Source organism: Acinetobacter sp. CY73, assembly GCF_059515865.1.
The window spans coordinates 1-23866 of record NZ_JCAKMZ010000037.1 but is presented as its reverse complement, the minus strand read 5'-3'; the positions used below and the strand labels follow the sequence as shown (position 1 = coordinate 23866).

General features: G+C 38.8%; 21 protein-coding genes and 1 pseudogene. 10 read left to right on the top strand and 12 right to left on the bottom strand.

Annotated elements, in window-relative coordinates:
- Positions 1 to 63 precede the first annotated feature (63 nt).
- The 3 genes from ahpF (at position 64) to AC5YD2_RS14475 (ending at position 2985) form a co-directional block, all read left to right on the top strand.
- On the top strand, positions 64 to 1629 hold the full coding sequence (gene ahpF / locus AC5YD2_RS14485) for an alkyl hydroperoxide reductase subunit F (RefSeq protein ID WP_496126801.1): 1566 nt from the start codon (positions 64 to 66) through the stop codon (positions 1627 to 1629).
- A gap of 174 nt (positions 1630 to 1803) precedes the next feature.
- Complete coding sequence (locus AC5YD2_RS14480; protein ID WP_496127007.1) at positions 1804 to 2148, top strand: hypothetical protein; 345 nt, start codon at positions 1804 to 1806, stop codon at positions 2146 to 2148.
- A 135-nt stretch (positions 2149 to 2283) separates the two neighbouring features.
- Positions 2284 to 2985 carry a VIT1/CCC1 transporter family protein gene (locus AC5YD2_RS14475; protein ID WP_496127006.1) on the top strand — a complete coding sequence of 234 codons (702 nt, stop codon included), beginning with the start codon at positions 2284 to 2286 and terminating at the stop codon, positions 2983 to 2985.
- 86 nt (positions 2986 to 3071) lie between these two features.
- Here the strand turns inward: AC5YD2_RS14475 and AC5YD2_RS14470 are convergent, their stop codons facing one another.
- Positions 3072 to 4370 carry a dicarboxylate/amino acid:cation symporter gene (locus AC5YD2_RS14470; protein WP_496127005.1) on the bottom strand — a complete coding sequence of 433 codons (1299 nt, stop codon included), beginning with the start codon at positions 4368 to 4370 and terminating at the stop codon, positions 3072 to 3074.
- 508 nt (positions 4371 to 4878) lie between these two features.
- Between AC5YD2_RS14470 and AC5YD2_RS14465 the strand changes: the two genes are divergently transcribed.
- Positions 4879 to 6090, top strand: a complete 1212-nt coding sequence (locus tag AC5YD2_RS14465) for a YeeE/YedE family protein (protein WP_496127004.1) — start codon at positions 4879 to 4881, stop codon at positions 6088 to 6090.
- Between the two features lie 83 nt (positions 6091 to 6173).
- On the opposite strand, the gene AC5YD2_RS14460 is transcribed toward AC5YD2_RS14465, so the two are convergent.
- The 3 genes from AC5YD2_RS14460 to AC5YD2_RS14450 are packed head-to-tail and all read right to left on the bottom strand — an operon-like array spanning position 6174 to position 8444.
- Positions 6174 to 6299 (bottom strand): YHYH domain-containing protein, encoded by a 126-nt coding sequence (locus AC5YD2_RS14460; RefSeq protein WP_496127003.1) that lies wholly within the window; start codon positions 6297 to 6299, stop codon positions 6174 to 6176.
- A gap of 54 nt (positions 6300 to 6353) precedes the next feature.
- A complete protein-coding gene (locus AC5YD2_RS14455) occupies positions 6354 to 7157 on the bottom strand; it encodes a TIGR03915 family putative DNA repair protein (RefSeq protein ID WP_496127002.1) in 804 nt (267 codons plus the stop codon).
- A gap of 27 nt (positions 7158 to 7184) precedes the next feature.
- The gene (locus AC5YD2_RS14450; RefSeq protein ID WP_496127001.1) at positions 7185 to 8444 is read right to left on the bottom strand and encodes a putative DNA modification/repair radical SAM protein; all 1260 of its coding nucleotides are present in this window, start codon (positions 8442 to 8444) and stop codon (positions 7185 to 7187) included.
- 260 nt (positions 8445 to 8704) lie between these two features.
- On the opposite strand from AC5YD2_RS14450, the gene AC5YD2_RS14445 reads away from it, so the two are divergent.
- Entirely contained in the window at positions 8705 to 9751 is a 1047-nt protein-coding gene (locus AC5YD2_RS14445; RefSeq protein ID WP_496127000.1) for an NAD(P)H-dependent flavin oxidoreductase, read from the top strand.
- A 111-nt stretch (positions 9752 to 9862) separates the two neighbouring features.
- Here AC5YD2_RS14445 and dusB read toward each other — a convergent pair whose 3' ends face one another.
- The gene (gene dusB / locus AC5YD2_RS14440; protein WP_496126999.1) at positions 9863 to 10885 is read right to left on the bottom strand and encodes a tRNA dihydrouridine synthase DusB; all 1023 of its coding nucleotides are present in this window, start codon (positions 10883 to 10885) and stop codon (positions 9863 to 9865) included.
- Positions 10886 to 10966: 81 nt separating this feature from the next.
- On the opposite strand from dusB, the gene AC5YD2_RS14435 reads away from it, so the two are divergent.
- Both AC5YD2_RS14435 and AC5YD2_RS14430 read left to right on the top strand, forming a co-directional pair.
- Positions 10967 to 12172 (top strand): DUF1615 domain-containing protein, encoded by a 1206-nt coding sequence (locus tag AC5YD2_RS14435; protein ID WP_496126998.1) that lies wholly within the window; start codon positions 10967 to 10969, stop codon positions 12170 to 12172.
- The gene (locus AC5YD2_RS14430; protein WP_496126997.1) at positions 12139 to 12786 is read left to right on the top strand and encodes an HAD family hydrolase; all 648 of its coding nucleotides are present in this window, start codon (positions 12139 to 12141) and stop codon (positions 12784 to 12786) included. The genes AC5YD2_RS14435 and AC5YD2_RS14430 overlap by 34 nt, the downstream gene beginning before the upstream one ends.
- Positions 12787 to 12832: 46 nt before the next feature.
- On the opposite strand, the gene proB is transcribed toward AC5YD2_RS14430, so the two are convergent.
- Both proB and cgtA read right to left on the bottom strand, forming a co-directional pair.
- The gene (gene proB / locus AC5YD2_RS14425) at positions 12833 to 13966 is read right to left on the bottom strand and encodes a glutamate 5-kinase (RefSeq protein WP_496126996.1); all 1134 of its coding nucleotides are present in this window, start codon (positions 13964 to 13966) and stop codon (positions 12833 to 12835) included.
- Positions 13967 to 13990: 24 nt separating this feature from the next.
- Entirely contained in the window at positions 13991 to 15208 is a 1218-nt protein-coding gene (gene cgtA, locus AC5YD2_RS14420; RefSeq protein ID WP_496126995.1) for an Obg family GTPase CgtA, read from the bottom strand.
- 270 nt (positions 15209 to 15478) lie between these two features.
- On the opposite strand from cgtA, the gene AC5YD2_RS14415 reads away from it, so the two are divergent.
- Positions 15479 to 16675, top strand: a complete 1197-nt coding sequence (locus AC5YD2_RS14415) for an MFS transporter (RefSeq protein ID WP_496126994.1) — start codon at positions 15479 to 15481, stop codon at positions 16673 to 16675.
- Between the two features lie 148 nt (positions 16676 to 16823).
- Here the strand turns inward: AC5YD2_RS14415 and AC5YD2_RS14410 are convergent, their stop codons facing one another.
- Positions 16824 to 17207 (bottom strand): winged helix-turn-helix transcriptional regulator, encoded by a 384-nt coding sequence (locus tag AC5YD2_RS14410; RefSeq protein ID WP_496126993.1) that lies wholly within the window; start codon positions 17205 to 17207, stop codon positions 16824 to 16826.
- A gap of 120 nt (positions 17208 to 17327) precedes the next feature.
- Here AC5YD2_RS14410 and AC5YD2_RS14405 point away from each other — a divergent pair, with 120 nt between their 5' ends.
- The gene (locus AC5YD2_RS14405) at positions 17328 to 18191 is read left to right on the top strand and encodes an SDR family oxidoreductase (protein WP_496126992.1); all 864 of its coding nucleotides are present in this window, start codon (positions 17328 to 17330) and stop codon (positions 18189 to 18191) included.
- 81 nt (positions 18192 to 18272) lie between these two features.
- On the opposite strand, the gene AC5YD2_RS14400 is transcribed toward AC5YD2_RS14405, so the two are convergent.
- From AC5YD2_RS14400 to AC5YD2_RS14385, 4 genes and pseudogenes are all read right to left on the bottom strand, one after another.
- Entirely contained in the window at positions 18273 to 18953 is a 681-nt protein-coding gene (locus tag AC5YD2_RS14400; protein WP_496126991.1) for a hypothetical protein, read from the bottom strand.
- Between the two features lie 98 nt (positions 18954 to 19051).
- Positions 19052 to 19786: pseudogene (locus tag AC5YD2_RS14395) on the bottom strand (MFS transporter); the annotation flags it as partial.
- Positions 19787 to 19969: 183 nt separating this feature from the next.
- Entirely contained in the window at positions 19970 to 21427 is a 1458-nt protein-coding gene (locus AC5YD2_RS14390) for a glyceraldehyde-3-phosphate dehydrogenase (protein WP_496126990.1), read from the bottom strand.
- A 277-nt stretch (positions 21428 to 21704) separates the two neighbouring features.
- Entirely contained in the window at positions 21705 to 23420 is a 1716-nt protein-coding gene (locus AC5YD2_RS14385) for a hypothetical protein (protein ID WP_496126989.1), read from the bottom strand.
- 179 nt (positions 23421 to 23599) lie between these two features.
- Between AC5YD2_RS14385 and AC5YD2_RS14380 the strand changes: the two genes are divergently transcribed.
- Positions 23600 to 23761, top strand: coding sequence for a hypothetical protein (locus AC5YD2_RS14380; protein ID WP_496127008.1), 162 nt, complete (start codon positions 23600 to 23602; stop codon positions 23759 to 23761).
- Positions 23762 to 23866 lie beyond the last annotated feature (105 nt).

Here is a 23866-nt window from a genome sequence, read left to right as displayed (position 1 = left end):
TTTATAAGATTTGGCTATGATTCATTTATCAAATAAACATTTACTCCTTTGGAGACGTTAGCAATGTTAGATCAAAATACTTCAGCACAACTCAAAACACTTCTTGAACGCCTTGAAAGCCCAATTGAAATCGTGGCAACCTTAAATGGCACAGATAAATCAAATCAAATTAAAGAACTGGTTGAAGAAGTGGCGGCATTGTCTGCACTGGTGACTGCGCGTTTTGACGGAACTAACAGCCGTGCACCAAGTTTCGGAATTGCAAAAGTAGGTGAACAACCACGTGTATTCTTTGCGGGTCTTCCAATGGGTCATGAGTTCACCTCTTTGATCTTGGCCTTGCTACAAGTTTCTGGTTATGCACCGAAAGTTTCTGATGAAGTGTTGGCTCAAATTAAAGACTTAGGCATTAAATCAAACTTTGATGTGTTTGTATCACTCAGCTGCCATAACTGTCCTGACGTGGTTCAAGCCTTGAACTTAATCGCGATCAACAACCCAGGCACTACAGCTACCATGATTGATGGTGCATTCTTCCAAGACGAAGTCGAAGAACGTAAAATCATGGCCGTTCCAATGTTGTTCCAAGATGGCGCACACATCGGTCAAGGGCGTATGACTTTGGAAGAAATCATTGCCAAGTTAGACACCAACGCTGCTGCGAAAGATGCGGAGAAGCTCAATGCCAAAGAAGCCTTTGATGTATTGGTGATTGGGGGTGGTCCTGCGGGCAATACCGCAGCCATCTATGCGGCTCGTAAAGGCATTCGTACTGGGATCGTGGCTGAGCGCATGGGCGGTCAAGTGATGGATACCATGGACATTGAGAACTTCACGTCAGTTCAAAAGACTCAAGGTCCTAAGTTTGCAGCTGAAATGGAAGCACATGTCCGTGAGTATGGTGTCGACATCATGAATCTACAACGAGTGAAATCGATTGTGGGTGCAGACCAAACCACTTACGGTAATGTTGAAGTGACTTTGGAAAATGGTGCAAAACTTGAATCGAAAACCGTGATCCTGTCTACAGGTGCGCGTTGGAGAGAGATGAATGTACCGGGTGAAGCTGAATACCGTACCCGTGGTGTGGCGTACTGCCCACACTGTGATGGTCCACTGTTTAAAGGCAAACGTGTTGCAGTGATCGGTGGGGGTAACTCGGGTGTAGAAGCGGCAATTGACCTTGCGGGTATTGTTGAGCATGTAACCTTGGTTGAGTTTGATACCAAACTACGTGCGGACCAAGTACTTCAAGACAAATTGAACAGCTTACCGAACACCACTGTGATCAAAAATGCCTTATCGACTGAAGTGGTCGGTGATGGCAAACAAGTCACAGCACTAAAATACAAAGACCGTACAACTGATGTTGAGCACACTGTAGAGCTTGCCGGGATCTTCGTTCAAATTGGTTTGTTGCCAAACACGGATTTCTTAAAAGACTCGAAGGTTGAGTTAAGCAATCGTGGTGAGATCATCATCAACGAGCGCAACGAAACCAATGTCAAAGGTGTGTTTGCTGCGGGTGACTGTACCACTGTGCCTTATAAGCAAATCATCATTGCAACGGGTGAAGGTGCAAAAGCGTCTCTGTCTGCTTTTGATTATATGATTCGTTCTGGGCAGTAATCTTAAGATTTTTGAGTAAATCATTAGACCGATACATCTTTGTAGATGTATCGGTTTTTTAATTTAACGTATTCATTCATTTACAATTTTTAATCATACTTCCTATAAAATTTGTATATATTAACTTCATCCAAAATTTTGGATCAAAATAATACTGATATAAAGGTACAAAAAATGAATAAATTACTTGTTGCTTTAGGTCTTGCTGCTACTGTTGCTTTGGTTGGTTGTAATAAAGAGAAAGCCCCAGAAACAGGCGCAACAACGGGTGAACATTTAGAAAATGCAGCAAATCAAGCTGGCGCTGATATTCAAGATGCAACAGCGAACGCTGCAAACGCAACTGCAACTGCTGTAGATAATGCAGCTGACGCAACTGCAAATGCTGCCGATCATGCGGCTACTGCTACTGCAAATGCTGCTGATACAACTGTAGATGCAACTAAAAATGCAACCGCTGAAGCTGCTGCTGCAGTTGAACAAGGTGCTGCCAATGTAAAAGAAAAAGCTCAAAACTAATATTTCATGGTATTTTGAGTTAAAAATAGCCTCTAAATTAGAGGCTATTTTTTTCATTAAAGTTTGCATTATAGATTGCTAAATGAGCTATAAATTGAATATGTTATGTTCAATTCCCTCCAATAATATTTACCTATGTCACATTCTCATCATGCCGAACAACATTATATGCATCGCGCTGGCTGGTTAAGAGCATCAGTATTGGGTGCGAACGATGGCATTATTTCGGTCACTAGCCTTGTTTTAGGCATGGCAGCCAGTGGAGCTTCATCCAAAACCCTCTTAATTACTTGTGTTGCTGGATTAATCTCAGGCGCGATTTCAATGGCTGCAGGCGAATATATTTCTGTTCAATCACAATCAGATATCGAAGAAGCTGATTTGAAATTCGAAGCTCATGAACTGAAGCACAATGCAGAACTAGAACTTAAAGAACTGACTCATATTTATATCAACAGAGGACTTACTCCTGAGCTTGCACATCAAGTTGCCGTTCAACTTTCTGAGCATAATGCTTTGGATGCACATGCAAGAGATGAGATTGGCATTAACGATATTACTTCGGCAAAACCACTCCAAGCTGCTTTTTCTTCAGCTTTATCATTCTCATTGGGTGCATTCTTCCCGCTTATTTCCATATGGCTGAGCTCGGAACAAAATATCCAAATGGTGATTATGATTGTCTGCATTTTATCGCTGATGCTGCTTGGTGCAATATCTAGTTATTTTGCAGGAACCTCCATACTTAAAGGCAGTCTAAGGGTAACACTTTGGGGAATCATCGCTATGCTCTGCTCTACATGGATTGGTTCACTATTTGATGTCAGTCCAATGTGAATTCAATGAATCTAAATTAAAAAAAAGAGCCTCAATGAAGGCTCTTTTTTTAGCAATTTGATTTGATCGATAAAAGACTAAACCAATTAAACGGATTCAGGTTTTTTCAAAGCAGCATCAAGCTGTTCTTTGTCTAATGCCCCATCCCAACGTGCAACAACAATCGCCGCACAAGCATTACCCACTAAGTTGGTCAGTGCACGACATTCAGACATAAAACGGTCAATACCGAGAATCAATGCCATACCAGCAACTGGAAGAGCTGGAATAACGGATAGTGTTGCAGCCAAAGTAATAAAGCCTGCCCCTGTCACACCTGCAGCACCTTTCGAGCTAATCATGGCAACCAATAAAATGGTGATTTGTTGCCAAATCGTCAAATCAATATTACACGCTTGTGCGATGAATAAGGCAGCCATCGTCATATAAATGTTTGTACCATCTAAGTTGAACGAGTAACCTGTCGGAATCACTAAACCGACCACAGATTTTTCACAACCCGCTTTTTCCATCTTATCCATCAAAGATGGCAATGCAGCTTCTGAAGAACTTGTACCCAATACTAACCATAATTCATCTTTGATATAACGAATCAAATCTAAAATTGAGAATCCGTTATAACGTGCTACTGCACCTAAAATCACCAAGATAAAGAGCAAAGAGGTAATATAGAAAGTCGCAATTAAAAGTAATAAGTTACCAATACTTGAGATACCAAATGCACCGATTGTATATGCCATTGCACCGAACGCACCAATTGGTGCAAGTTTCATGAGCATACCGACAAGATGGAATACTGGAGCAGTTAAACTGTTCATAAAGTCGGTAATAGGTTTCCCTTTTTCACCCACTGCAGCAACAGCCAAACCAAAAAGCACTGCAACAAACAAGACTTGAAGAATATCACCACTGACAAATGGACTAATTAAAGTCTTTGGAATGATATTCAACAAGAAATCAACAATTGACGCATCATGTGCTTTTTCAACATAAGTCGCGACTTTATCACCTTCAAGCAGTGCAGGATCAATGTTCAGACCTTTACCTGGTTGAATAATGTTAGCGACGATCATACCGACAACCAAAGCAAGTGATGAGAAGAACAAGAAGTAAATCATCGCCCTTGCCGTCACACGACCTACAGCCCCCATGTTGGTCATGCCAGCAATACCAGTAGCCACTGTTAAGAAAATAACAGGTGCAATGATCATTTTCACGATCTTAATAAAAGCATCACCTAGAGGTTTTAGACTCTCGCCAAACTCTGGCATAAAGTGACCCAGCAATACACCCGCTATGATGGCAAAAATAACTTGCACATAAAGAATTTGGTAAAATTTTTGCTTCTTGGGTGGTTGAGATTGCTCATCAACTTGAATATCCATAGAAGAACCTTTTATGAAATCAAATAATAAGAATTAAACTTTCGACTTATAACAACAGTGTCATCATCAAATATGTTTAAAGTATAAGTAAAACTTAGGTTGGCAATTCTAAATAAAAAAAATTGGCAATAAAAATCAAATGACTAAACCTTTAGTCTAATAAGAATGTCCTATTTTGATATGTATTTTTCCCTAAATCACTAAAAATAATATATACATATTCCGAAAAATCTAGATCTAATTTTTATTATAAGTCTTTTTAGCTATGACAGAGTTTTAAGCCAAGCGTCTCACAGCTTACAATCTATGATTATTTTTTTAATTTTTAGCAATATGAATATAACGACAACTACTCATAACAATAAAAAAAATATTGTATAATCGTTATAAAATATAAATAGATATAGTTCACATAGCCTGTATTATCCTTCTGAAATTCTATGCGATTCAAAGACCCTAAAATTCGAATTTGCGTTAAAATTACTTTTTTAATTTCACTTCTCCTTTTATGTCCATTATGACTTCTAGTTCAAATCGATCTCAATCATCGATTTGGGTTGCTACACTTTTGATTATCGCAGGGACCATTGGTGCTTATCAGTTCGTGGGCTTAAATCAAGCTTTACTTTTCTTGATCGGTGGCGCGCTGGGTATGACCTTGTACCATGCATCCTTTGGTTTTACATCAAGTTGGCGTGTCTTTATAAAAGAACGTCGTGGACGTGGCTTACGTGCTCAAATGATCATGTTAGGTTTAGCTGTACTTTTATTCTTTCCTGCATTGGGTGCAGGAGAATTATTTGGCAATCCCGTTAAAGGTAATGTAAACCCAGTTTCTATGTCTGTGGCCATTGGTGCTTTTATCTTTGGGATCGGTATGCAACTGGGCGGTGGTTGCGCATCGGGTACGCTTTATACAGTGGGTGGTGGTAGTTCACGTATGATCGTGACGCTCATCTTCTTCTGTCTCGGATCGGTGATCGCAACATCACATTTAGATTGGTGGTTTGATCTCCCGCATTTAGCACCGATATCTGTTGTTGAGCAACTCGGTGTAGTGCCTGCCTTGATTGTGAATTTTGTTTTATTTGCGGTCATCGCATTGATCACTGTTGTGATGGAAAAGAAACGTCACGGTAGTCTTGAAATAGAAACTCAAGCTTCAGAACAAGGTTGGAAACGTTTCATTCGTGGTCCTTGGCCTTTGATTTGGGGTGGAATTATTTTGACTCTACTTAACTTTGCGACTTTAGCTTTAGCAGGTCGACCATGGGGTGTGACTTCTGCACTGGCTGTTTGGGGGGCTAAAGCCGTAAGTTTGGTCGGTGTCGATGTTGCTGCTTGGGATTATTGGCAAAAACCAAGTAATGCCAAAGCCCTAGCAGAATCTTTATGGTTCGATATTACTTCGATGATGAACTTTGGAATCATGTTAGGTGCACTCCTTGCAGCGAGCTTAGCTGGAAAATTCGCACCCAATTTAAAGATTCCTAAACGCTCTATTATTGCAGCCATTATCGGTGGACTAATGCTTGGTTACGGCGCTCGTTTAGCATATGGTTGTAATATCGGTGCTTATTTTAGCGGTATCGCATCAGGGAGCTTACACGGTTGGCTATGGTTGATTTTTGCATTTATAGGTAATGCTGTTGGCGTTAAATTACGTCCTATTTTCTTTCCAAATGAAAAACCACAACCTGAGAAATTAACATCTTGTTAATCCAGTAAGAAGTTAAGATTTCGCACTATTTCAAAATAAAAAGCCTGTTTCATACAGGCTTTTTAATGCTGATTGAATATGACTTAGTGACAATGTCGCGTCCCTGTTGCTGATTCACGATGGCAACCATTTTTATCCGTACCGCCACTATGAGCAAATGTTGTTGACACCGAGAATAAAGCCGTTAATACAAGAATAATTTTAATCATACAAGCCCCTTAAAAGATTAAAATATAAACATTAATATATTAAAAATCAATAAATTAAACAGTTTTTTCATTCATATAACGCCAATATCGCTTCGGCACATATTGAATATGAAGTTTGGCATTCTTACGGGCTTCAATATTGACGCTTCTAAAATAATCTTTCCAAAGCTGATCATATAAAACCTCTTCATCATCCAGTTCGATACTAAAACTTTGGCTCATCCCAATCTGCAAATTAGTATCAATGGTGTGTGCATTCATCTGAACTTGGTGTACTTTTTTAAGATCATAATAAATCCCAAAATGACGAGCTTCATCATAAATTAACCATTGTTGATCTTGATAACGATTTTTAAAGTGACGCTCAATTAGTGGTAAAACATTAAAATCAGGTTTCACTAAACTCAGAAATAATCCATCCTTACACTTTTTAAAACGGACAAAGGCTTCCATTCGATGCTTTTCACGCCCCACTTGCTTCGCCCACTGCGCAATACCTAAAACATCTCGATGACCATAGTCTCGATCTACAGGTTTAGAGGATTGAAAAACATAGATACTAAAGTTAAATAAATGCTGAAATGCGACTTGTTGTTCTGATAAAAATGAGTAATAAAAATTGCGTATACCATTTTCAGAGACTTTTTGTTTTAAACCTTGCCACACCCGTTGTGCATGTTCATCATTCGATTCCACATGTACAAATTCATCAAATAAACCTGATTGAATTAAACTCGAATCTTGCTCTGAAGTATGCGCATTCGAAAAAACCGCAACCTCAAACTCTTTAAATTGAAAAGCCCGATATACACAACACAGTAATCCCGTCATCGTGCCATCGAATACATAACGTGCCATCACTAATCCAGTTCACTTAAATTCAAGTTAAAAACCAAAGCCGAGTTGCGGCGAAAGTTGCGACGTATATTTAGATTGCCCAGCCTGTAATATTTGATGACGAATTTGACTTGGCATTAAATCTTTAATGAACTGAGGTGTATCTGCACAACGAATAAAATGTTGTGCTCGATTGTATGCAACGCCCATTCGTTTTAATTGATCAATATGAATCTGACCAAAACGACGCGCACTCACAATTTTCTTCGCAGAACGTACACCAATACCCGGTACACGTAAGATCATTCGATAATCTGCTTTGTTGATGTCAACTGGAAATTGCTCAGGATTTCTCAAAGCCCAACTGAGTTTAGGGTCTACCTCTAAATCCAAATTTGGATGTTGATTATTGACAATTTCATTGGCTTCAAAACCATAAAAACGCATAAGCCAATCTGACTGGTAAAGACGATTTTCACGCAACAATGGCGGTGCTGTACCCACAGCAGGCAGAGCTTTTTCCTCTGTATTAATTGGAATATAACCTGAGTAATAGACACGCTTTAGCTTAAACTCTTTATAGTGACGATCTGCCATCAGGATCACATCCTGATCGGTCTCGTTGTCTGCACCAACCACCATTTGCGTGGTTTGCCCTGCAGGCACAAACTTAGGCACAGATTTAATCAATTTTCGTTCATCTTTAAATTGAATCAAACGATCTCGCACAATACCCAAATCTTTTTGAACTTCTGCATGCGATTTTTCTGGCGCAAATTTAACCAACCCCACTTCTGTCGGCATTTCCAGATTAATACTCATACGGTCTACGTACAGACCTGCTTCATGAATAATTTCCTGAGAAGCTCCTGGAATAGTTTTTAAATGGATGTAGCCATTAAAGTTCTCTTCAAGACGTAGCTTTTTCACCACTTGAAGCATGCGCTCCATCGTAAAATCGGCTGATTTAAAAATCCCTGAGCTTAAAAATAGCCCTTCTATATAATTACGTCGATAAAAGTTAATCGTTAAATCGACCACTTCTTGAACCGTAAAAGCAGCACGCTGAATATCATTGGAACGGCGAGACACACAATAAGAGCAATCAAAAATACACACATTTGAAAAAAGAATTTTAAGCAACGAAACACAACGACCATCTTCAGTGTAACTGTGACAGATGCCTGATCCTGTATTGCCTAGACCTTTATCTTTATTCTTACGATTACTACCACTCGATGAGCACGAAACATCATACTTTGCAGCATCAGCTAAAATTTGAAGTTTTTCACGGATACGATCTGACATGAAGCACATCTCTGTAAGGAGTAACCAAAGCATTATAAAAGGTTTAAGCTTTTCTTAGATGTCGGTTATCAATAACACGACATATGCTGTCGTATTATTTTTTTGAATTTAGATTTTATGAAGGTTGATAAAAAAATTTTAGTTGAAAGATCTGAATCACTCAAAATAAAAATAGATGATCCATTTATGAATAAAATAATGAAAATAATTTGCTTAGTCATCCAAGCTTAGGCAAATTGACTAAAACAAGGAGCGCCCTTATGTCTGTTTTAGAAATACTTGGTATCAAACATCCTATTTTTTTAGCCCCTATGGCAGGTGTCTCCACACCGACTTTAGCAGCGGAAGTCTCTAATCAAGGAGGACTCGGGTCACTCGGTCTAGGTGCGGCCAGTGTTGAGTCTGCTCGTCAGCAAATTTTAGAAACACAGACATTAACGGATCAACCCTTTCAACTCAATTTCTTTTGTCATGAATCAGTGACTCCAAACGAAACACAAAATCAAATTTGGATCGATCACCTGAAGCCACTATTTGAAAAATATGATGCTACCCCGCCTCAAAAATTAGACTGTATTTATCCAAGCTTTTCGGATAATGATGATTTTTTAAATTTAGTTTTGGAAACACAACCTAAAGCTGTCAGCTTTCATTTTGGCATTCCCAAAGCACATCAAATTGAAGCGTTGAAAAATGCTGGAATTATCACGATGGTTTCGGCAACTAACTTAGCTGAAGCTTTAGCGATTGAAGCTGCGGGTATTGATTTTATTATTGCTCAAGGCATTGAGGCAGGTGGACATCGAGGAATATTCAATCAGAATATTGATAGTGGCATTAAAACTGCCGATTTAGTTCGCTTGCTCACATCACATTGTCAATGCCCTATTATCGCAGCCGGTGGCATTATGAATGGTTTTCAAGCTCAATATTTCTTAAGTTTGGGCGCTGCTGCAGTTCAAATGGGAACCGCCTTTGTACAATGTAAATCATCAAGTGCCAATGCAGCGTATCGTAAAGCCCTATTCGACCACCCAATTACACAAATAACATCAAGCATTAGTGGACGACCCGCGCGTGGAATTTTAAATGACTGGATGAAACTTGTAGATCTACCTGAACGTGTGGATGTTGCACCCTATCCATATGCTTATGATCTCGGAAAACAGCTTAATGCAGCCGCTGTTAAGGCGAAAAATACTGAGTTTGGCGCATTTTGGGCAGGTTCAAATGTGTGTCAGATTCGTGAAATAGAAGCACAAGACTTGATGAATCAATTGGTCTTAGAAATGAATCACTACGATTAATTTCAAATTAAATGCAACTACCCATTTTGATTAAAGATAGACATCATTTATTCAAAATGGGAATTTAATTTCGTTCAAACAAATCAATTCTCATAAAGATTTTATAGAAAATTAAACCTCTAATAAATTTAATTTTTCGACTTGAACATCATTCATGTTACTGCCTTGATCCAGTAGCAAGTTGAAATAATTTTCTACAACTTTGGCTTGATCAACAGTACTTTCAACTTTGTACATCGATTGACGAAACTCATTACTTGAATGGAGTCCTCGCGTATACCAAGCAATATGTTTACGCGCGATTCGACAACCTGAGTATTCACCATAAAATTCATAAAGTTCTGAAAGGTGTCCTAAAAGAACATCTTTCACCTCTTGAATTGAAGGTGCGTCTAAATGCTCACCTGTTTTCAAATAATGGGCAATTTCTCTAAAAATCCAAGGTCGACCTTGAGCTGCACGACCAATCATGACTGCATCTGCACCTGTGTAGTCCAATACATATTTGGCTTTTTCAGGGCTATCAATATCACCATTGGCAATCACAGGAATATCAATGAGAGACTTCACTTCTTTAATCAGGCTATAACGTGCTGTATTTAAATACATATCTTCACGAGTACGACCATGCAGTGCCAATGCAGCAATTCCCGCTTCTTCAGCACGCTTAGCCACACGGATGATATTTTCTTGACCATTCAAATAACCCAATCGGGTCTTTAAAGTGACAGGCACATCTACGGCAGCGACCACAGCATCTAAAATTCGTGCAACTAAATCTTCATCTTTTAATAATGCAGAGCCTGCCAATTTACTGCATACTTTTTTTGCTGGACAGCCCATATTGATATCAACAATTTGAGCACCATTTGATACTTGATACCGTGCAGCTTGAGCAAGCTCTTCAGGTTCAGATCCTGCAATTTGTGCTGAAATGGGTGCCAACTCACCATCAAAGTTGGCCCGATACAAACTCTTTTTACTCATTCGTAAAGTCTGATCAGACGTCATCATTTCACTGACCGCATGCCCCGCACCAAAGTATTTGCACAAGGTTCTAAACGGACGATCAGTAACTCCTGCCATAGGAGCAACAATTAAATTATTTGACAGTTGATACGGACCAATATACATATATATTCATACATTTTTTGACTGCCATAGTATACTCCATCCGCCTTTTCGGCTCACCCATTTATGAACGTGTTTTACGCTATGAAAAAAAGTTTTCACCCTTCACCTATTGTTCACGCGATTGCGCTTTTATCGACAAGTCTCTTGTTGACTGGATGTGGCAATGGTTCTTGGTGGGATGATGAAGAAAAGCACTTAAATATTGAACAAATCACAAAAGTGATCCCCACTCGCGTCAGTGAGCGTGATTTATGGGCGAAGGATATTTTCGATATCACCGAACAATTGGGTATTCCACAAAATAAAGAAAATGTCTGCACCATTGTCGCTGTCGTCGATCAGGAATCGAATTTCGTAGCCAACCCTACCGTACCCGGTCTGGGTCAAAAGGCGGTAAAAGAAGTTCAAGATCGCTTTGATGAGAAATTTAAAGATAAACTTGGAGAGAATATTGGTGGCACTGTTGCCAACTATTTCCAAGATGTTTTAAAAAACCAACCTACGCCAGAAAATAACTATTTGAAACAAATGGCAAAGGTAAAGACTGAAAAAGAGCTAGATGAGCTTTATCGTGAAATTTTTGCCTATATGGCAAAACATTATCACGTGAGTGCGCTGACAGGTGCTGCCAAGCTTGTCGGTCAAGATATCGGTGAAAAACTCAATCCGATTACAACTTTAGGTTCAATGCAAGTTCATATCAGCTATGCCAAAGAACATAAACGTCAAAGTGGGAGTATTGCTGAGCTTCGGACAGATATGTATACCCGCTATGGCGGATTATATTATGGTATCCATCGCTTAATGATGTACCCAGCTGATTATGATAAGCCATTATATCGTTTTGCGGACTATAACTCAGGACGTTATTCAAGTCGTAATGCAGCCTTCCAAAGCAAGATTAATTCACTCACTAAAACCGAACTGACATTAGATGGCGATTTATTACTGTATGGGAAGAATGGCAATCCAAGACCAGAAAAAAGCTCATCTGAGCGTGAACTAATTAACCTTTTCGCAGCGCATAATGTTTTAATTACACCAAAGCAAATTCGCTCGGATTTAAAACATGAAAAAGACGATGAATTTGAAGAAACAGCGACCTACAAAGCGGTTAAAGAGTTATATCTAAAAGACACTAAGAAAAAGGATTTCTATGCAATCATGCCTGAAGTTGTTATTTCAGGACCAAAGCTAAGTCGTGATTATAATACCAATTGGTTTGCAACTCGTGTAAATGGAAGATATCAAACATGTATGCAGAAAGCGCAAAGAATAAAAACTTAGCCTTGTTTGATTTTGATGGGACTTTGTGTTGCAAAGATAGCTTCACGGGTTTCATTTTTTACGCTTTAAAGAAAAGACATATTGTGAAACAAGGCATCAAAATTTTGCCTTGGATTCAAGCGTATTTCTTGAATATATATCCTGCTGATTCGATGCGCCCTCGTTTGTTTAAAGCCATGTTCGCAGATATGCCAACGCAACAATTACTTGATTTAGCACTAGAATATTCGCATCAACTTCGTAATAGCTTGGATCAACAAATCTATCGGCAACTGTTAAAACATAAACATAATAACGATGATGTCGTGATTGTCTCCGCATCTGTTGATTTATATTTAAAGGACATCGCAGAGCTACTTGGTGTAAATCTAATCTGTACCGAAGCTGAAGTTAAAGATGGCGTATTTACAGGCTTATTTTCAACACCTGACTGTAGTCGCGAACAGAAGAAAATTCGTGTCTTAGAACATTATCATCTTGATCAATATGAGGCTATTTATGCTTATGGGAACTCACACGAAGATTTAGAGATGTTTAGTCTGGCTGACTATACTTATATGGTCGGTAAAGATCAGATTCTCCCTATCATTCAACCATTAAAAAAGCTCGCCTAAGCGAGCTTTTTTAATCAAAACAAATCAATCTTCTTAATCAATAAAATTAGTAAATCGCCATATGATTGCGGTGGATCATTTCTAATGAACGCGCTTCACCCAATACCTGATGAACTTTATCAGAAGGCAGACCTTTCACAATATCCGCCGAACGAGAACTAAAGTTGACACGACCAACGGCAACACGTCCACCTTGTTGATCGACACATTCAACCACATCACCACGTTCGAAATGTCCTTCAACTGCTTTCACACCAACAGGCAATAAGCTCCGATGATTTTCTTTAATGGCTTTCACTGCACCATCGTCAAGAATTAATCGTCCAGCTGTTTGTAAATGCGCGGCTAACCACTGCTGATGCGCTGTGATACGGTCATTGTCAGTAATGAACAATGTACCAAGCATTTCACCCGCCATTAACCGTGAAAGTACGTGATCACTATCACCACTTGCAATCAGTGTTGGACAACCTGATTTTGCAGCTAAACGAGCAGCACGAACCTTAGTGAGCATACCACCTCGACCGAATTTACCACCACCACCCGCCATATCAAATAGACTTTCATCAAGCGCACGAACGGTTGAGAATAATTTGGCATTCGGGTTTGAACGTGGATCAGAGTCAAACATACCTTCTTGATCCGTGAGGATAATCAATAAGTCTGCATGAACCTGACCAGCAACCATCGCAGCAAGCGTGTCATTGTCACCAAAACGAATTTCATCTGTCGAAACAGTGTCATTTTCATTGATAACCGGTATCACTTTCCAATCAATAAGATTTTGAAGTGCATCGCAAGAGTTTAAATAACGTCGACGATCAGCCAAATCATCATGGGTCAATAATACTTGAGCCGTTTGTATGGAATGCTTTTCCAAAACACTCGACCAAGTGTGAATCAATCCCATTTGACCAATAGCTGCACACGCCTGAAGACTGGGTAGATCGGTGGGTCGATGCTCAAGTTTCATGCGAACCATCCCTTCAGCCACAGCACCTGAAGACACGAGAATAATCTCATGTCCTGCATTGTGAAGATCTGCAATTTGCTTCGCCCAATGCGAAATCGCTGCAATATCTAAACCTTTTCCATTTGCTGTGAGTAAAGAAGATCCGATTTTAACAACGATACGTTTGCAAGCCTTGAGCTGCCGCTGTCCATCTACCACTTCGATCATTTTGTCCTCAGACTCTTTTAGAGATTATCGTACGTAATACGATTCTGCTTCATCTTCGCCGTCTTCATCTTCATCAACATCATCTTCTTCTAGCATTCCTGCAAGACGTTGTTGACGACGCATTTCACGATAAGCTTCTTTTGCAGCAATCGTTTGTTCACGCGTCTCAGCTTCGAGCTGATCACGGAACGCTTTCATTTCTGCTGCATATTCAGGATCTTCAACTTCACGTTCACGTTGTTGTTCGATTTGATCCATCAAGTAATACACAACTTCTTTCGTGCCTTCAGACATTAAACCTGAAGTACGGAATACTGGACCTTCCCATTGCATTTCAGTCAAAAGATGTTGACACCATTCTTCACGCGTCGCTTCTTCTAACTGATCAACTTTGTTCAACACCAATACAATCGGAAGTTTGGATAATGTCGGAGAGAATTTATTCAGTTCAGCTAAAATTGCTTTTGCATTGTAAGCAGGGTCTGAACCATCAATCGGTTGAACATCAACAATATGAAGCAAGATACGCGTACGCGCCAAATGCTTGAGGAAGCGAATACCTAAACCTGCTCCATCCGAAGCACCTTCGATCAGTCCTGGAATATCCGCCATGACAAATGAACGATGGCTATCTGCATCAACCACACCTAAGTTAGGCACCATGGTTGTAAATGGATAGTCTGCCACTTTTGGTTTTGCAGCTGAAACAGCACGAATAAACGTTGATTTACCTGCATTCGGCATACCCAACAAACCAACGTCCGCAAGAACTTTGAGTTCTAAGCGAATTTCACGGAATTCACCTTTTGTACCATGGGTACATTTACGCGGTGAACGGTTGGTCGATGATTTAAAGTGAGTATTCCCTAAACCACCTTCACCACCAGCGGCAACCATGACACGCTGACCAGCTGTCACTAGATCACCAATGATATCGCCAGACTCTGTGTCTACAATGGTTGTTCCCACTGGAACCAATAATACAGTGTCATCACCGCCACGACCCGAACAGTTCGCTCCACGGCCATTTTTAGCGCGTTCCGCACGAAAACGACGGGTATAACGATAATCTACAAGAGTGCTTGTGTTTTCGTCGGCTTGAACAAATACGTTACCGCCACGTCCACCATCACCACCATCTGGACCACCAAATGGTACGAATTTTTCACGGCGAAAACTGGCTACGCCATTGCCACCGTCGCCAGCCTCTACGGTAATGACTGCTTCATCAACAAAGCGCATGCTGCCAATCCTCTAAATACTTTAAAACCGCATATTCTGCCATATTTTAAAGAATTTCTCGACTATATTTACTGACTATTCCATAAAGCACATCCACTTTTTGAATATTTCTTTCAAAGATAAAGGAATCGTGTAAAAATCCATCACTCATATTTATTCTATTATCCAAACCTATAGATTTTAGCGTTTATATCAGCGTTTTTAGTTATTTCTGAATTAGGATTGAACTACCTATAGTAAGCCACCCAATATTTAGTCAAGATGATCAAAATGGAACGGAATTCCTCGACTACACAACCCTCTGCATTGTCCTCACAATTTGTCTTACTTATGTCAGTGGCTTGTGGGCTTTGTGCTGGATCAGCCTATTTTAATCAGCCGTTGATTTACTCGATTGCAAAAAGTTTAAATATTACGTCTAGCCAAGCGGGTTTTGCTGTTGTGATTGCTCAAATTGGGTACGGCTTAGGGCTATTGCTCTTAGTGCCCTTAGGAGATTTACTCAATAAACGTAAACTTATCGTGAGCTTAATGGTGTTTGCTGGAATATCTCAAATTCTCCTGTCATTCAGTTCAACTCTATCAAGCCTGTATATTTTTACCCTTTGTGCAACGTTTGGGGCAATTTCTGCACAAGTCCTGATTCCATTTGCATCATCTATTAGTCCACTTGAGTCAAGCGCTGCAATCGTTGGAAAGCTGATGAGCGGCTTGGTGCTGGGAATTATTTTATCCCGCACATTTGCTGGCTTTGTCTCAACCTATTGGTCATGGCAAGGTGTGTATTTGAGTAGCGGGGTCATTACCTTATTATTCGCAATACTGATGTGGCGAAAACTGCCTAATACTCAAGCACAGCCAAACTTAAATATTTCCAGCATTTACCAATCACTCTTTACTCTTGCACGCCATAATCCACATTTAATTCGTCGAGCCTGTGCGGGCGCACTCGGTTTTGGTGTTTTATCCATGGTTTTTACCTCAATGACCTTTGTATTGGGTTCAGCACCCTACTTTTTTAATGATTTTGAAATTGGCCTGTTTGGTTTACTCGGCATTATTGGCATTTATTCTTCAAGTTGGTCAGGTAAAACCGTTGGACGAGGCAAAGAGAATTTTGTTGCTAAGCTTTGTATTTCACTGATGCTGTTATCTTGCATTCCTTTATTTTTCGCTCAGCAAAATATTTGGATTTATGCCATTGGTGTTTTGATGAGTTATTTTGGATTAACTGCTTTTCATGTGCTGAATCAAAATCTAGTTTATCGCCTTGATGCTAAAGCCAGATCTCGTATCAATGCAGTTTATATGACCATCTATTTCTCAGGTGCTGCCTTAGGCTCGCTGGGTGCTGTTTATGCATGGGAACATTGGCAATGGATTGGTTGTGTAGCACTTGGTTTGATTTTCGCGATTGGAATTTTACTGATTGATCGTTTAGATTTTAAATGGATGCCGAAAAAGTAGCCTTACAATGATTTCAAGTGTAAGAGAAATAGCTCCATCAGCATATTTCTCTTTCACAATTAGGTTCATAACAATTACATTAGTTTTGATTTATTCGGGTTAAGTAAGGCATTTTTTAATCACAAATATCAAGACATAGAATAACAATCTACTTCCGAGCTTGTAGTGCCTCTTTATTTTCTAAAATCTCAGGCAAATTTCGTTCAATCCAACCCACCAATTCCGTCATTTTATTCGATGCTTGAGAGCCCATGATCGTGAGTTGATATTCAACTTTTGGTGGTACAACAGGATAAACCGTTCGAATCACAAATCCATCACTTTCCAAGGTTTTAAGCGTCTGCGCCAACATTTTTTCACTGATACCTTCTATGCGCTGTTTCAATTCACTAAAACGATGCACGCCTTCACTCAAACATCTCAAGACAAGTACCGACCACTTTGTGGTGAGGTGCTCCAATATTTCACGAGATGGACATGCATTTGATAGCACCTGCCCAACTAATTCGCTTTGACCATACTGACTAACCATGACACACCTTAACAAAATTATTGAATACTTACTTTTTGGTACGTACTTACATTTAGTAAGTTAACAGATTATGCTTATTCCATCAAGTCGATTAATTCATCAATAACAGTGGAGAATAGAATGAAAATTGCAATTACTGGCGCTACAGGTCAATTAGGTCAACACGTGATTCAAACACTTTTGGCTAAAACCAATCCGCAAAATATCGTTGCTTTAGTACGCGATCCCAATAAGGCACAGAACTTAGAAGATCAAGGGATTGAAGTCCGTCATTTTGATTATGATGATGCTAAAACACTTGCACCTGCTTTAGAAGGCATTGATAAATTATTACTGATTTCTGCAAATGAAGTTGGGCGACGTACACCTCAACATCAAGCAGTGATTAAAGCAGCGCAACAAAGCCAAGTCCCTTATATTGCGTATACCAGTTTATTAAATGCAGATACTTCACCTCTTGGACTTTCTCAAGAGCATCGTGAAACCGAAGCACTCATTAAAGCAAGCGGTTCAGATTATACCTTTTTAAGAAATAACTGGTACACAGAAAACTATCTTGCAGGTTTGAGCCATGCCATCGAATCTGGTGTGCTCTATGGTGCAGCAAACGATGGAAAAATCAGTTCAGCATCGCGTAAAGACTATGCCGAAGCAGCTGCAACAGTACTCACCAATGAAGGCCACAAAAATAAGACTTACGAATTAGCGGGTTCTACCTCATTTATATTGAGTGAGTTAGCTCAGGTGATTTCCGACACCTCTGGTAAAAAAGTTCAATATCAAAATTTAGCGTCTGAACAATATCATCAAGCATTGATTAAAGCAGGCTTACCAGCAGGACTCGTTGATGTCATTGTTGATGCAGATGTACAAACACAGACTGGTGCAATGTTTAGCGATCGACATGACTTAGAGCAATTGATTGGACGTAAAAGCACCACCATTCAAGAACAGGTGAAGCATACGTTGAATACTTCAATTTAAGTGATTGAGCTAGAACTTCACCTTGCTCTCTAGCAACACATAGTTGTCACTAAGCGTTGAAGTTTAAACTTCAACGCTTCTTTATGGATGGATATTTTTAAGCGGCAAATCCATTTTCAATTCTAAGTTGGCTTTTGTGTTTTGCACTGTATTGGTCATTGTGGCATTAAAACTAGAAATACGTTCCATCGTCATTGGATCATTGACATTCAATACAGGATTAAATTGATGTTTAACCGCTAATTGCAGTTTTTCATTCAAATCAAGATAAACCAGTCCATCAAAAGAGATCTGAATAGGAACCGTATACTGCCTTTTCAAGTGAAATGGCACCTCTAACTTCACAGGAATATCCAAATTTAAAGGCAATTTCGGCATAAATCTTTGTGGAAAAACCAAATCAGAAGTCGTACTTAAAGGCATTGTCTGATCAATCACAATATTGGTTTTATAATCCACATCCACTGCGACAGGAACCTCAACCACAAATTTTAAATTGGCGAGATATTTGCCTTTTAAGTCGATATTCACTTTACGATCTAAATCAATTTGAGTATTAAGTCGCCCGATACTTTGCGTTTCCAAGAAATTTCCAACATCAATTTTTACAGGCAAAGACGCTGGTAATCTAATCTTAGAATCCTTTGCTGTAACATGCATCGAAGCTTGGATATTTAAATATAACCAAAATAAAACTGCGACTAGACCAGTAATGATCAAAAAAATGATTACCCAAACTTTAATTGACCGATAAAAAACCATTATTGGGCAACCTTTTCAGGCAAATTTTTTGAACTTATAGTCTTTGACTCATTTGTTTGATTTGTCTGATTTTGAATTTGCTTTATTTCATTTTTATTTTTTGTATCGTTGATCACAGGTGGTTTTGATGCTACTACTTCTTTTTGCTGGGATTTAAAAAGTTTAACTGAGTTTAGAGGAATTTTTAAATCGCCTTTTTCAATCACCACAGGCAAAGTATTTTGAACATCTACCGATGCATTAAGTGCAGTTTTTATGGGTACATTTAAATGACCTTTAATGGGAATATTGGTTTTCAGCGTTGCATCCAATGGCACAATTAAATTTTCTTTTAAAACCGTCTCAACGGGTGCATTAAATTTAAGATGAATCATTTGCTCCAAAGGCACATCCATTTTAATTGGTACATTCAGGTTAATCGGGATATTACCTTTTAAAGGCAAGCTAATATCTTTGCCCAACACCCTCACCTTCACTTTAGTATCGACAAACATATCTTGCTGAATGGTGAGATTTTCACGTACAGGGATCATGGTTTTAATCGGCACTTGATTGTCAAAGTACACCGTTGGATTCAGTGTTTGCTTTAAAGGGATATTTAGAGTTTCTTTAATCGGAATTGACGCATTTACTCGCCCAGTCACATCGACATCCAGTGCATCGTGAATTTTTACTTTGGCTTCTAAAGGCTCTTGTAAATCAATACTGACATTTTGATTTTCCAAGGGAATATAGATGTTAAAGTGCTTAAACACCCATATTGCCATGAGCACTCCACATATTGTCGCGATCACAATGAATGCCAATCCACTGAGCACATGTTTTAATTGCAATGCATAATCCTTATGTGACTATTATTTTTATTTCATACAATTCTCATATTATGAGAATTGTATACGCTATTGTGTAATTTAATGATTTTATTCTTTCAAGTTTATGTCTATTTATATTATTTTCTTGTCATTATAAGTCAAAAAAAGAGCTTCCATCGAAGCTCTTTTTTTATAGGTCACATATTAAGCAGTTTTTTCTGCTGGAACTTTTGGATAGCTTACGCCGCCCATTTGTTCTGCAATACGTAATACTTGGCAGCTATAACCGACTTCGTTATCGTACCAAACATAGGCTGTTAAACGGTTACCCGATGCAATTGTCGCTTGCGCATCAAATACACCCGCAGTACGCGAACCGATAAAATCAGACGATACCACTTCAGTCGAGTTGGTATAACCAATTTGACCTTGAAGGCTAGAACCAATTGAAATTTGACGAATATATTCGTTTACTTCTTCACGATCTACTTCTTTATCTAAGGTTAAGTTAAGAATCGCAAGTGATACGTTTGGTGTCGGTACACGAACAGAGTTACCTGTCAATTTACCTTGAAGTGCTGGAAGTGCTTTAGCCACTGCTTTAGCAGCACCAGTCTCAGTAATCACCATATTCAAAGTAGCAGCACGACCACGACGGTCCGCTTTATGGTAGTTGTCGATCAAGTTTTGGTCATTTGTAAACGAGTGAACTGTTTCGACATGACCATTTAACACTGTGTATTTATCATGCAATACTTTAAGTGTTGGTGTGATTGCATTGGTTGTGCAACTTGCAGCAGAGATGATTTGATCTTCATCAAGAATGTCAGCTTGGTTCACACCAAAGACAACGTTCTTCATGTCACCTTTACCAGGCGCAGTCAAAATCACACGTGCAGCACCTGGACATTTAAGGTGTTGAGCAAGACCTTCTGAATCACGCCATTTACCCGTATTATCAATCACAAGTGCATTATTAATACCATATGCAGTGTAATCCACTTCTGAAGGATTAGACGCATAGATCACTTTAATGAAGTTACCATTTGCAATAATTGCTTCATTCTCTTCATCTACAGAAATCGTGCCTGCAAATGGACCGTGAATAGAATCACGACGTAAAAGAGAAGCACGTTTTTCCAAATCACCATCAGATGATTTACGCACAACAATTGCCTTCAAGTTTAAACCACGACCCAAACCAGATTGGCTAATGATTAAACGTGCAAGGATACGCCCAATACGCCCAAAACCGTAAAGAACAACATCTCTGTGTGCTACAGTTTTAGCATTACCTTCTAAAGACTGAACAGCATCAGCAACGAATGCATCGATGTCGCCGCCTTTTTCTTTATATTCAACAGCAAGTTTACCTAGATCAACTTCAGCAGAACCAATGTTCTCAACTTTAGCCAACGCTTCTAGAATTGGGTAAGTATGAACAACAGAAAGTTCAACATCCATAACACGTGTACGGCGGTGAGCCTTAAGGATTTGAATCACTGAACGATTGATTAACGAGCGACCATAAACAGACGCTACGATATTTTTTTCACGGTATAACTGACCCAATAGGGAAATCATACGTTCCGCAAGTTCTTCACGGTTTTTCCAGCGACCTTGGTGCTCTGCATGTAGGGCAACGATTGTGTCTTTGCTCACAGATACTTCCTCTAGTTTATATGTCTAGGCATTAAATTCTTAAACCCAACAATTGTAATGGAATTATCTAAGAGTTGAAATCAAAACTACGTTTTAATTTGCAAGAGTTTCTTTTTTAATTTGATTCGCTTAAATATTACCTTGAATTTATTATCAATTTAAAAAGCAAATAAGATCATTTTGCAAAAAAATGATCTTAGAATTCCCTTAAATATCAAACAAATTCAACTCAATATGGTAACTAAAGCACCTAAAGTATTTGAAGTAAATCCGTTATTTAGCCCGCGGGGGAAAATCTCAAATCATAGCTAATCGAGTTATTCAGCTCTTCCAGATTAAAATGTTCTAGGTTTTCAGGAATTTTGACCAAAAGAGGTAGGCGTGTGACGCCATTATCACCCGAAGGAAATGCATAATGACGCTCTAACTCACTGGTCGCTGTGAAACTTTCAAATTCGATAAACACAGAATATTTACGAAAGTTTTTAGGAATACTCAAAATATCTAAATAAGCCTGTTTTTTTATTCGAATCGCGGCATGTGAAACTTGCTGAAGTTCTTTATCTAATTTATCGCCTCGCATCATACGCTTCATAAAAGAACCTTGCACTTCAGCTTGCTCTTTCTTTAAACGGCCAATGTAGAGTGTTGTCTCTCGATAATCTTGAATGTGACGAGTTAAGTCTTTTTGTAGGGTCAGAATAGGTTGTTCGGAACGATCATTCATCACCTTCCATTCATAGATATTCATCGGAACAAAGATTTCTTCTTTGCGCTTTTCGAGTAACTTAACATAAGCTAACAACTGATATTCAAACAATTGAATGGTATGGTTAAAGAACAAAGCAGGTTGTTCTTTGAAGTCTTTATAATGCGCCAAAATATCGGAAAATATACGATGAATACTGACAAATAGGTATTGGTATTCTTCTAAATGGGAAATGTGATTACGTAGTGCATCATGTAAAGGAGTCAAAAGATCATTGGTCAATATAGATTCAAACTTACGAATATGTTGTTTTGCAACAACATCTGAGTTTTTACCTCCACCCGTTCCAATCGTTTGCGTCAGCATTGGAATCAATTTTCTCTCAGCTAATTCTTCAAACTCTTGAACGATTAAGATCACGTCTTTATGTACTTGATGCTGTACCGTGATCATCATTTGAACTTGCTTGGTAAATTCGTCGATGTAACCTTTTTCGGTATAACGACTCATGTCTAAGACAATACCATTCAGAAAAATTTGTTCGTTATAATCAAGAAAATCTTCAAACAAGAATCGACGAATCGAATAAGGATTATTTTCAAAATTACTGACTGGAGCAATAATAAATAGATATTCGGAAGTCTTAACAATATCAAAACGGCGTACAGACTGCTCTTTTAACAACCAAAATTTAAAAAATGGGTGATCCATCATTGCTGAAGATCGAGCAAGTAAGGGTTTAAACCAATACCCCAACAATTGTTGCTTAATGTAGACCTCAACAATAAAGCTTTTAATTTGGTTCGGCGTTAAACCACGAACACCGCCTGGAGGATCAATGTCTATTGTTCGAATTAATTTTGCAACATCTTGAAGATAGACGCGACGCATCATCATTTTTTCACGCTGCAACTTAAGATCATCCTCTACTGGAATTTGATCAATTTGGTGCAAGGCATTTTCTAAATAATCTGCAATTTGAATAGGATCAGTAATATTTTTAAGCCAATTGATGGAATGACTTAATTTTGTGGCAATCGAACGCATACGTTCGCTAGCAAAGCTATGCTTTAGGATAGCAAGAGAATTGGTTACCCGATAATCAAAGCTATTCGTGACGCGATTCCATTGAATTTCTTTAGGTTTTAAAATTTGACGATCAATTTCTTCACGAACGTCGATGTCAGCCCCTTCGAAAATATTCGCTAAGAGCTCCTCCCAGTTCGCATCTAAACTCGGTTCCATCTGCAACAACGTTGCTCGAATTTGATATGGTATCATCATAGTGTGGTTATATTATATTCTTTTGATTAAAGTAACACAAAAAATAAATAATGTTAACTAGTTATCTATTATTTAATATCTGATTGATAATCCACCACTGTTAAGTTTTAATTAACATACAAACTAAACATATTAAATAGACCTCTTGCGAAAGTAAAAACTATCCCCATATAAATGTCATGAGATATCAGAAATTAAACCATTTTTCAGATTCTGAATTCAAACGCTTGGTTGGCGTACCTCGGCAAGTTTTTACTGAAATGGTCGAGGTTTTAGCAAAAGCAGAATCACTTAAAAAGAAATCAGGGCGTCCTCATACAGAGATGGATCGGGAAATTTGAACAACTCCTATAAGTGATATTCTGCTCCTCAAATGATGTTATAAACATCAATATATGGAGTATTTTATGGCACGTAGACCAAGAAGAAATCATTCAAACGACTTT